Below are 10,523 nucleotides of genomic sequence, written 5' to 3'. Positions count from 1 at the left end.
CACGGATTTTGATATAGGTTTCATCAGCCGTGAAGACGGATTCGGTGCCATAATCGTAATGATCGACAAAGGGTTTGATGCAAAGAGCTGCGGATTTACAGTAGTTGGAAATGCTCTGATGAGAGATAGTGATACCGTAAAGGTCATGGAGCGCCTGCTTAGTTTTCCTGAGAGAAAGTCCAAGATTCACATGCATAGTCAGACATAGAGACATGGTGTGGGAATCAAACTTGGTGAATTTGAGAGAAGAGGCATTCTTTGGGAGAGAGTTTAAATCCATCCGAAAGAAATCTATCGTGAATTCACGGTAGATGTAGTGAAGCTTATATTTATTTTTACCGTAATCCTCATTCAGATGCTTTTTATCAACTTTTTTCAGGTTGTGCAGATAGTAAGGACACTTAGGATTTACGCATTTATGAATAATAAAGTGTTTACGGTCTTTCTTGTGTTCAAGATTGCGGTTGCAGTGAGGACACTTTAACACGGTAGTTTTGGAAAAACGGTTATCTTTGGTTGGAGAAAAATGTGTCTGGCAGACCTTGCACAGCACTTGGGATTTTCGTTTCCCATCGTTCCACGTGAGATAGTCAACCGGCGCACTGCAAACAGGACAGTGACAGGATTTGGGAATATCACATTCCACGCGTCTGAACACAGGCTTAATGGATTTATGGTAACGCCGTTGATAGTAAGAGATGAGATCCTTCCAGTTCCATTCCTGTTTATAGGAAATGAATTTGGGGAGCTGATCAATTTTAAATTTTTGATATTTCGGAGAATGGGAATCATCGAAAGCCCACTGCTTAAGTGGGATGTATCTACAGATAAAGTGAATAAGCCAGCAAAGTTGTTTATGTTGGTATTGAATAAGTTGAAGTAAATAAAGTATAATGTCCATGAGCAATGAACTCCTTTCGTATTATGTTTGGTTGTGGTGACTACATTATACTTCAAAAAGGGAGGTCATTGCTCTTTTTATTGCAAACTCCCATAAAATCAAGGTTAAAACAATAAGACAGGTAGTAAAACTTGACACTACCGAATTGATAAAGAAGGTGAGATTATGGAACGCAAGATAAGAAAAATTCCTGCATTATCTAATGAGATACAAAAGCTAGTTGTTATATATGCTCGTGTAAGTTCAAACAGCATGGAACAGCTTGAAAGCCTAAAAGCACAGATTTCCGGTCTTGTAGGGTTGGTTTCAAAACATGATAACTGGAAACTTGTTGATGTGCATATAGATATGGCCTCATCAAAGAAAGGTTCAAATCGTCCTGCGTTTCATAAAATGTTAAAAGAATGCGAGTCAGGACTTACAGACATAGTAGTTGTTAAGAATATTAGCCGATTTGGTAGGGATACGGTCGAGGTTCTTGAAGCATTAAATACATTGCGAGAAGAAAATGTGCGTGTGATTTTTTTCGCAGGAAGAACTTGATACATCAGTAGTTGGAAGCTCGATTCTGATTTCAACTATTGAAGCCGTTACTCAGGCAGAAAATGAATCACGCAGCGGAAATATTAAATGGGGCACCGAGCAGAGAGCAAGTGATGGAAGCTTGGGCTTTTATCGTAGAAAATGCTATGGCTTTGACAAAGATGAAAATGGTGAGCTTGTAGTGAATGAAGCAGAGGCTGAAAATGTAAAGCTTATCTTCGATTTATATCTTAGTGGCAAAAGTGTTTTAGGTATAGTTAAAGAACTGCAAAGTAGAGACATCAAATCACCAACAGGAAAAGATAGCTGGGCAAAACGTTCTATTGAGCAAATGTTGAGTAATGAAAAGTATATTGGTACAGCTATGGTTAATGTTGGCGGAGAAGAAGGAAAAATATTTAAGATGAACAATTCTCATCCAGTTATCATTACAAAAGAAACAATCAATGCTGTTCAGGAAGAAAAGCAAAGACGCAGTAATGTGGTGACCGATGAAGCTGGAACACATAGAAGTAAGAAGAAATATAGTTCTAGGAAGTGAGGCGTTTTGAATTAATGTTACTAAGTAATCTAAATGATTTAAAAAACGATATGGTTAAAAAGGATTGGACAATATGTAGTTTTCTCTTTAGATATAAGTCGGTTGATTATATAGTACTCATAAAAAGATTTGTTGGTAAAGAAAAGCGTGTAAATCGGTATGCATTAGTAAAAATTCATTTTATGAAACGTAATAATTTAAATGATGGATTAGAAGCTGAGGCCAACAGTAATCAATTGTTAATCGACGCCAAAACATTAAGACAATATTTTGGGATTGAGTATCAAGAGAACTTAGGTGATATATTAAAACAATTCACTGAGACTTTTGGAAAGGCAATTCCAAAGAATATGCCTAATGATATTTCAAATGAAGAAAAAGGGGCAATGGTATATTCGCTCGGTAGAAGTGACTCAGAAGATCCTAATAAAATCTATTGCTATAAAATAAAAAGGAATCCTAATGGTGGGAAAAGAAGTGAGTTTAACTCAGATAAAACAAAATTATTAAGACCTGATTTATTTCATCATTTTGTGAATGAACCTACCGTCAGCTTTTGCTACTCTGATGATCCATTGAAAGAAAATGATGATTCGACCATTTTATGCAATTTTTCTAAATAGCCTACTTTCAATTGATAAATAACCCAAATGAAAACACACAAGAAAAATAGTGAAAACATTGATAAACAAAGGATTTTTTGAGTTTTTAATATAATTTCGAAAATAGCCTACTAATTTCACGTTGAGAGCGTAGTATTGTTGACTAAAGTACATAAGTAAAAGTGTGAAAATGCTTGAAATATAGGGCTTTTCCGAGGATTTGGGTGCAAATCCAGGTCCTCGGATTTTTGCGTTTTTACGGTTGCTAAAAATCGAAAAATTGATAGTTGGGTAGATAGGAATATTGAAGTAGGTCGGATAGACAAGAATGATGACCTCTTTTTTATGGATGAAAAATACATTAGTATTTATAGATATTAATTCAGAATATGCGCTGTCATCTTGAAAAATCGAATAAAATATGGTATCATAGGCTTGTTATTAATTAACCAGCCTATGATAATAAATAACGAAAATCGTTATTCGGAGGATGCTATGATTAGAATCAAACTATCGGAAGTTTTAGGACGAAAAAAGATGACTCGTAAGAAATTATCGGAATTAACAGGTGTACGTCCTAATACCATCGGAGATTTATATAATGAAAAAGTACGAAAAATAGATATCGATATTTTGGATCGTATTTGTACGGTGTTGGAATGCGATATAGAAGATATACTTGAGTATCAATCAAATAAAGAGGTGAATCAATAATGAACGGATTGTCTATGTTTGCGAACGTTGGAATTGCAGAAACGTATTTAAGCCAGGAGAATATTAATATTGTAGTTGCAAATGAACTTCTTCCTGAACGTGCTAGATTCTACGAACATCTATATCCTGAATGTAATATGATTTGTGGTGACATTACCACAGAAGAAATATACAAGCAGGTTATAACGTCTTCAAAGGAACAAAATGTAGAATTTATTATTGCAACTCCACCCTGCCAAGGTATGAGTATTGCGGGCAAAAGTGACCCCGATGATCCTAGAAATTATCTGGTTACATACGCTGCTAATGCAATACGAGATTTAAAACCGAAGTTTGTTTTAATGGAAAACGTATTTATGCAACTTAAGACTTATATTCCCTATAATGGACAAAAAGTCTTAATTCCTGATTATTTGGATCTTATGTTTGGAGATGAATACTATATTGAAAAACAAGTTATTGATACAAAGTTTTATGGCGTACCGCAGCAACGAAAAAGAGCCATTATACTGATGTCAAGAAAAGATACAGGTGTTCATTGGAATTTTCCGCCAAAAGATGAGCACATTATTACATTGGAAGAGGCAATTGGTGATTTACCTTCGTTGGATCCATATGTTAAAGAAAAAGAATACAGAGATGTTTTCCCGGAATATGAGGAAAAACTAAAGCAAGGACTAGCGGTTTCAAAATGGCATTTTCCTAAAGACCATGTTTGGCGCAATGTTGAGGTAATGATGCATACTCCAACTGGTTGTAGTGCGAGACAGAACGAAGTATATTTTCCTAAAAAGAAGGATGGGACTATGGTAGGGGGAGCACCTAGAACTTACATGAGAATGGACTGGGATAAAGCAGCACCGACCATAACTAGCTATAATCATACGATTTCTTCATTTCAGAATGTTCATCCAGGAAGACTTCTTCCAGACGGAACATATTCTGATGCGCGAGTTTTAACAATTTTTGAAATGATTAGAATCATGAGTTTGCCTGATGATTGGAATATCCCTGATTGGGCTTCAACGCAACTTATTAGGACGGTTATTGGAGAGGGAGTTCCACCTGAAGCTGTAAGGCGAATTGTAAAAGAATTGAAAATAAAGGAGTGACAGTATGAATGCACTTTCATTGTTTGCCAATGTTGGTGTCGCAGAAACATATTTATCTGAGATAGGATTGGATGTTGTTGTGGCTAATGAGTTAGAGCCAGACCGAGCTAGATTTTATAGTCATCTTTATCCAAATTGTGACATGGTGTGTGGAGACATTACCGAAACAGAGGTGTTCGAAAATATAATAACAAAATCCGAGAAAATGAATGTGGAATTTATCATTGCTACTCCACCTTGTCAAGGTATGAGTATAGCCGGGCATAATAGTCCCTACGATGAAAGAAACAGTTTGATTAAATATGCTGTGGATGCAATTGAGAGGTTAAAACCGAAATATGTATTCATGGAAAATGTACCACAGCAGTTAGATACACCGATTCATTATCAAGGTAAGGAGATGCTGATTCCTCAATATCTGGAGATTAGATTGGGAAATCAATATCGTTTCAATAAGGAAAAAATAACTAACACTATGTATTATGGCGTTCCTCAAATGAGGAGAAGATGTGTTACGTTATTAGTAAGAAAAGACATTGAATTAATCTGGGAATTTCCAGAACCTGAAAAAGAAATTGTTACCTTAGATAAGGCTTTTGAAGGTATTCCTGATTTGTGGCCAGAGATTCAAGAAAAAGAATATAGGGATATCCTTCCTGAAAATACTAAAGAGGCGTTGGCATTTCATAAATGGCACAAACCACCAAAGCACGTATGGAGAAATGTTGAGTGTATGCTTCATACCCCGGCGGGTAATACAGCTTTTGATAACCCGTTTTATTATCCTAAGAAAAAGAATGGTGATAGGGTTAAAGGATATGATACGACATATCATAGATTATTTTGGAACAAGCCGGCGGCAACAATTACTAAATGGAATGGTATTATGGGATCTCAGAATAATGTTCATCCTGGGCGTGAATGGAAAAAGGATAAGAATGGGGATATGATGTATACAAATCCTAGGGTACTGACTATTTATGAGTTATTAGTAGTTTCTTCATTACCTACATATTGGAACATCCCAGATTGGGCAAATAATCAGCTTATTCGATTTGTAATCGGAGAGGGAGTACCGCCGCTGATGGTTAAAAAAATAATTGAACCCGTTATGGTTCATGAAAGGAGTTAACTATGGCTGGAAATAAAGATAAAATTCAGTTACCTACAAATACAACAGATATATCAACCTTGGTACGTTACTTAAAAGGGATTAAAGCAGCAGAGCCACTTAATAATAATACTGCTCAAAGTGTATATCAAGCAGTTAAAGCTACTGGAAGGAAACAGAGTTCATATACGGCTAAAGTAGCAGAGGCAGGTGGAAAAATACCTGCAAGAGATACTCATACAACAGGAACTTTGGCAACATATGGTCTTATTCGATATGTTGATAATAATAGACCTGCTAATTTCGTTGTTTCTGATTTAGGATGTGAGTTGATTGCATTGTATGATGATGCTGGAAAACCAATTACTAATGATGTAGGGGTTCAACTTCATTCAAATGGTAAATACACAGTAATGCTTTTGAGAGTTTTTTCAGCTTGGCACGAAACAGGAAAAGGACGAAATATTCATCCAGGTAAGATTATGCTTCAACTTATGAGTGATCCAGATTTGGACTACTATATTACAGAACATGATGTGGCGTATTTTACTTCGAATTCCGAGTTCATGTTCGACTCTCAATACGAAGATATAAAAAAATCAATTTTAGAATTTCGTTCAAAATATGATGGAGTGTATGGTCTTACGAGTAAGCCATGTAAGGCTGAAATATTTATGCCAACTTTCGCTCGAAACTGGGGAATTTTTGAAAAGAAGGAAATATTTGATATTTCTTCAGACGATACAAATCCCGGTCATTTTGTTTTGTCACTTAAAAGTGCAGGAAACGCAACTGAAGATGAGTTAGATATCACAGATGATGACGAGGAAAATACTGTTGATGATATTTCTGATGATGAAGTTTTATCTGTGGACAGCACCGGTGATATAGATCCAGAGGGATTAGGTAAATCAATAGATCTAGAGAAATTATACAAGAATTTAACTCATTATGTTTTAGCTAATGGATCTGATGTTTATTGTGATATGGTTTTCAGGAATGATGGGGATTTTGATTGGATTTATGTGGCTGGAAATAAGTCGAATGCAACTGAATCAAATTCAAATGAAGAAGATAACAAGCAAGTCGATGAAGTTGATTTAGAATCTATTAGATTGTCTACTGGTTGTAATGTTCTTCTTTATGGTGTTCCGGGTTCTGGAAAGAGCTGGACTATTGAACATGAATATTGCAAACCGGGAACTCAGGTAGAAAGACTTGTTTTCCACCCGGATTATACTTACTCTGATTTCATCGGACAGATTCTTCCTGCAGTTGCAGAGGACGGACAGGTAAGTTACAAATTTACTCCGGGGCCTTTCACAAATATTCTTAGAGAAGCTTATAATAATCCTGAAAAAGAATATGTGCTTATCATCGAAGAAATTAACCGCGGAAATGCTCCAGCTATTTTTGGAGAAGTATTCCAGCTTCTTGACCGTAAGGTTGAAATTCGTGACATTGATGATGACGGATATCCAATCGGTACAAGTGAGTACGGAATCACTAATACAAATATTGCGAAAGAGATGTATGGTAAAGATGTGAAAAATGAAAAGGTTCGTATTCCGTCAAACCTTTCTATCATTGGTACAATGAATACTTCAGATCAGAATGTGTTCACTTTAGATACAGCTTTCCAGAGAAGATGGGATATGCGTCTTATTGAGAATGACTTTGCTAATGTGGATTCAAAACTTGCTGATGCAGAGATTCTTGATACAACCGTTACTTGGAGCAATTTCTGTACTGAAATCAACAAGATTGTTGTTGGAAACAGTGCAAGAATGACATCTGCCGAAGATAAGAGACTTGGTGCATACTTCGTTCATCTTCGTGACCTTCAGTACAATGATGCTATGGGTGACTTAAAAGATTATGATGCTCTTCGCAAGAAGGAAAGCAAGAGTGCATTAACAAATGACGAAAAGACTCGGATTTCAACAATTCGTGAAGCAATAAGACAAAATAGAAAATTCCCCGAAAAGGTAATCAAATACTTATGGGATGATGCTTTCAAATTTAACCGTGAAGTTATTTTTGAAACTTCTGAATATCAGAGTCTTGAACAGGTCATTCGTGCGTTTATGTATGCTAAGGGACTTGAGAGATTCAAAGTATTCAAGGATAACGTGAGGGATGCGTTTGCAGATAGCGAAGATTAAGGTGGTGAGATAGATGGATATAGACTCAGCTTTAAATTCAATAATGAAATATGACATCAAAGATCACTGCCATATTAACAGTAATGAAGACGGAGACCGTTTTGTAGGAATTAAAGCAGACTCGGATAATGCGATGGTCTATTTTCCAATCGGTTATGAACTGCCGGAAACAGATGCTGAAATCAGAACAGATATTAAGCATCTAATTCAAGTGCTATCGGAATTTACTACAAAAGATGATAGACTTTTGGCCGTGAATAAATTTGCTGCACCACAGACAGTCGATTTCCCAATCAATGCCTATAAGAGTGTCATTGAGTATTATTTTTCAATCGGTGGCACATATTATGTTGAAAAGGAACAGGTATACATTACTGCTCCGACAGGAAAGCAGGACTGGGCAAGAACCGCCAGAAAGCAGATGCCTTTGGTTCAAAGCAGGAACGGTGTAAGTTCATTTGTTTTTACACAATTTGAGGTACGATCTTCCACACCGAATGATACAAAGGAAATCACACAGATTAATAGGTTCTGTGTATATGAGGCTTTCAAACGATTAGGCTGGTTGTATGTTCCTTATATGACGGAAGAACCAGGACCACACCCAGATATAAAATCATCAATACGAATTGTACAGAATAAGCTTGCTATCACTAACGATGATAAGAAGAAGTCATTGTTCAGAGGAATGAAGGATATGCTTGAGTATATGGACGAGCAAACTTCGGATAAGCAGTTCTATTTTGGTACGGATGATTTTGACCATGTGTGGGAGAAACTGGTTGATAGAGCATTCGGTGAGAAGGATAAGGATAAATATTTTCCTCGTTCAAGATGGTTGCTTGACTACGGTAAGTATAAAGAGAAACGTCCTCTTATGCCGGATACCATCATGATTTACAATGGCAAATATTATATTCTTGATGCTAAGTGCTATAAATATGGTTGGACAGGTATTCCTGATCATCTGCCGAATGGCTCATCAATAAATAAGCAGATTACATATGGTGAGTATCTAGAGAAGTATAAAGGTGTTGATCCAAATTCGCTATTCAATGCATTTATCATGCCATACAACATGGCCAAGAATCATTTTAAGCTGACATCCGTTGTTGGAAATATCGGTGAGGCAGTTGGCGATTGGAGATATAACAAGAAGTATTATGAACGTATCCAGGGTATTGTAATGGATACAAGGTATTTGATGTATCATTATTCTGGTAAGCCGATGAAGGAAAAGGTTGCTCTTGCAGAATGCATAGAGACAGTTCTCGGGAAGAAAGCAATTACTTCAACCGGAGAAACACCTGTAGCAAAACCAGTTACTTACTCAGAAATAGAACCCGTGATTTCAATGGTTGCTGAAGATTCAGCAGATTATAATACTGATAAAATAAAAACTAAGTAAATATTATAAAACCTCTGTTTGCATGAATACGCAAGCAGAGGTTCTCTTTTTATATTCCTTCTTTTTCTCTTTTTCTTTTACGGTAGCGGTCTTGTGTGACTCTGTTGCAGCATTCTTGGCTACAGAATCTATTACGTGTAGATGTAGTCTTAACCAAAAAGTATCTGCCGCACCTTGGATTATCGCAAGGGCGATATAATTCGAGGTCAGGCTTTAGGTAAAAAATGGAAAAGTATGCTGCACAGAGAAGAGAGTCTACCTTCCATGATGGAGTCATTGTTTCTGAATTGTAAACAGGATGGATTCCATTAAGGTTGGCATTTATTTCTTCTCCGATTACAAACTTGGCAATTTCTAAGAGAGCAGTTTTCATCTCATCGGAGAAATCAGTATTATTCTTTCTCACCATATCATGAAGATAATGGAAGAGGAAATCGTTTATCTTTTTTAAGATATCATTCGTCTCAAGATTTAAAAAAGCAGTAGTCAGATTTTGATAAAACCAAGGTGTGAATCCTGGTATTGTGCAATATCCGCCTATTATTTCATAATAGTCAGAAATATCCAACTTGTATGTACCATATATAGAATCCTTGATGTAGTAAGTTTCTCCATCAAAATTATCCTGTTCATGCTCTTCTGATATTTGAGATGGCGGATTCTTAATTAAATCAACATACCTATGGTGACAACTGGAATATGCAGTTTCCATACTAGATGTACCGATAGAGACCTCATCCGACAATAGAAGTTGAATAGTCAAATCACAGATTTTTTGATAATTCTTTCTGATCTCACTAGTTGCAGTCATTAGTTCGACAGTCATTCTAAGTCTATTAATAATTCCATATATTTTATCTTCAGGAAAGGTTTCGTATTTCTCATCAGAGATAGGAAACAAGGACCCGTTTTCTTCCAAAAAAGTTATGAGTTCTTTCTTGGGTTTGTTAGTGAGAGAAATGAGTGTTCCTAGGATATTTCGTTCCGAAATTGTGCCGTTAGGTGCAATACGAACAAGACCATTTTTTGCAGCGTAGCCAAAAACAAGTGGATGTTCAGGCATAGCTTGTAGTTTGAATTTGCTGATAGGTTCTTCGCCAGGAGCAACGTGTTCTATATCTTCTACACAGTCGCAGCTACAGGTTTCGAACTTAAATAAAATATTTTCAAAAAAATTTTCTTTGATTTGGGGCATTTTGGGCTCCTTTCTAACTTTCAAAAGTCATGGCAAAAGTCATGGCTTTATTTTTTTACCTAAAAAAAGTAATGGCTATTTATATGTGTTTTAACAATTATAACCAATAGTCACTAATATTACAACTATTTTCGCATTACTTATTTGTAAAAGTTATGTGAATATTGGATATCTTCAATTACTTTTTGCATTTAACTATACTAATTACAGAGTTAAGGGACAACTCAAATA

9 protein-coding genes and 1 pseudogene are annotated in these 10,523 nt (G+C 36.0%); 8 read left to right on the top strand and 2 right to left on the bottom strand.

Features of this window, described 5'->3' with window-relative positions; translation table 11 throughout:
• Window positions 1–901, bottom strand: a pseudogene (locus QGT46_RS17305) (transposase); the annotation flags it as partial.
• Window positions 902–1,066: 165 nt separating this feature from the next.
• Here QGT46_RS17305 and QGT46_RS10430 point away from each other — a divergent pair.
• The 8 genes from QGT46_RS10430 (at window position 1,067) to QGT46_RS10395 (ending at window position 9,097) form a co-directional block, all read left to right on the top strand.
• Entirely contained in the window at window positions 1,067–1,444 is a 378-nt protein-coding gene (locus tag QGT46_RS10430; protein ID WP_301590721.1) for a recombinase family protein, read from the top strand.
• Between the two features lie 121 nt (window positions 1,445–1,565).
• Entirely contained in the window at window positions 1,566–1,985 is a 420-nt protein-coding gene (locus QGT46_RS10425; protein ID WP_301590720.1) for a recombinase family protein, read from the top strand.
• A gap of 14 nt (window positions 1,986–1,999) precedes the next feature.
• Window positions 2,000–2,608: a DUF6037 family protein gene (locus QGT46_RS10420; protein ID WP_301590719.1), complete on the top strand. Its 609-nt coding sequence runs from the start codon at window positions 2,000–2,002 to the stop codon at window positions 2,606–2,608.
• Between the two features lie 474 nt (window positions 2,609–3,082).
• On the top strand, window positions 3,083–3,301 hold the full coding sequence (locus QGT46_RS10415) for a helix-turn-helix domain-containing protein (RefSeq protein ID WP_148459888.1): 219 nt from the start codon (window positions 3,083–3,085) through the stop codon (window positions 3,299–3,301).
• The gene (locus tag QGT46_RS10410) at window positions 3,301–4,413 is read left to right on the top strand and encodes a DNA cytosine methyltransferase (protein ID WP_148459889.1); all 1,113 of its coding nucleotides are present in this window, start codon (window positions 3,301–3,303) and stop codon (window positions 4,411–4,413) included. Before QGT46_RS10415 ends, QGT46_RS10410 begins: the two co-directional genes overlap by 1 nt.
• A gap of 4 nt (window positions 4,414–4,417) precedes the next feature.
• Window positions 4,418–5,545, top strand: a complete 1,128-nt coding sequence (locus QGT46_RS10405) for a DNA cytosine methyltransferase (protein WP_148459890.1) — start codon at window positions 4,418–4,420, stop codon at window positions 5,543–5,545.
• A gap of 2 nt (window positions 5,546–5,547) precedes the next feature.
• The gene (locus tag QGT46_RS10400; protein ID WP_301590718.1) at window positions 5,548–7,689 is read left to right on the top strand and encodes an McrB family protein; all 2,142 of its coding nucleotides are present in this window, start codon (window positions 5,548–5,550) and stop codon (window positions 7,687–7,689) included.
• A gap of 13 nt (window positions 7,690–7,702) precedes the next feature.
• Window positions 7,703–9,097, top strand: coding sequence for an LlaJI family restriction endonuclease (locus QGT46_RS10395; protein WP_148459891.1), 1,395 nt, complete (start codon window positions 7,703–7,705; stop codon window positions 9,095–9,097).
• 49 nt (window positions 9,098–9,146) lie between these two features.
• Here the strand turns inward: QGT46_RS10395 and QGT46_RS10390 are convergent, their stop codons facing one another.
• On the bottom strand, window positions 9,147–10,292 hold the full coding sequence (locus QGT46_RS10390; RefSeq protein ID WP_148459892.1) for a CGNR zinc finger domain-containing protein: 1,146 nt from the start codon (window positions 10,290–10,292) through the stop codon (window positions 9,147–9,149).
• Window positions 10,293–10,523: the final 231 nt, after the last annotated feature.

The organism is Anaerostipes faecis, assembly GCF_910574135.1.
GTDB lineage: Bacteria > Bacillota > Clostridia > Lachnospirales > Lachnospiraceae > Anaerostipes > Anaerostipes hominis.
This window is presented reverse-complemented; position numbering and strand designations above follow the sequence as displayed.

What these genes read in the sequence shown, in the direction of transcription:
- QGT46_RS10405 (WP_148459890.1), top strand. Translation starts at nt 4,418, where the DNA reads ATGAATGCACTTTCATTGTTTGCCAATGTTGGTGTCGCAGAAACATAT.
- QGT46_RS10430 (WP_301590721.1), top strand. Translation starts at nt 1,067, where the DNA reads ATGGAACGCAAGATAAGAAAAATTCCTGCATTATCTAATGAGATACAA.
- QGT46_RS10395 (WP_148459891.1), top strand. Translation starts at nt 7,703, where the DNA reads ATGGATATAGACTCAGCTTTAAATTCAATAATGAAATATGACATCAAA.
- QGT46_RS10390 (WP_148459892.1), bottom strand. Translation starts at nt 10,292, where the DNA reads ATGCCCCAAATCAAAGAAAATTTTTTTGAAAATATTTTATTTAAGTTC.
- QGT46_RS10415 (WP_148459888.1), top strand. Translation starts at nt 3,083, where the DNA reads ATGATTAGAATCAAACTATCGGAAGTTTTAGGACGAAAAAAGATGACT.
- QGT46_RS10400 (WP_301590718.1), top strand. Translation starts at nt 5,548, where the DNA reads ATGGCTGGAAATAAAGATAAAATTCAGTTACCTACAAATACAACAGAT.
- QGT46_RS10410 (WP_148459889.1), top strand. Translation starts at nt 3,301, where the DNA reads ATGAACGGATTGTCTATGTTTGCGAACGTTGGAATTGCAGAAACGTAT.
- QGT46_RS10420 (WP_301590719.1), top strand. Translation starts at nt 2,000, where the DNA reads ATGTTACTAAGTAATCTAAATGATTTAAAAAACGATATGGTTAAAAAG.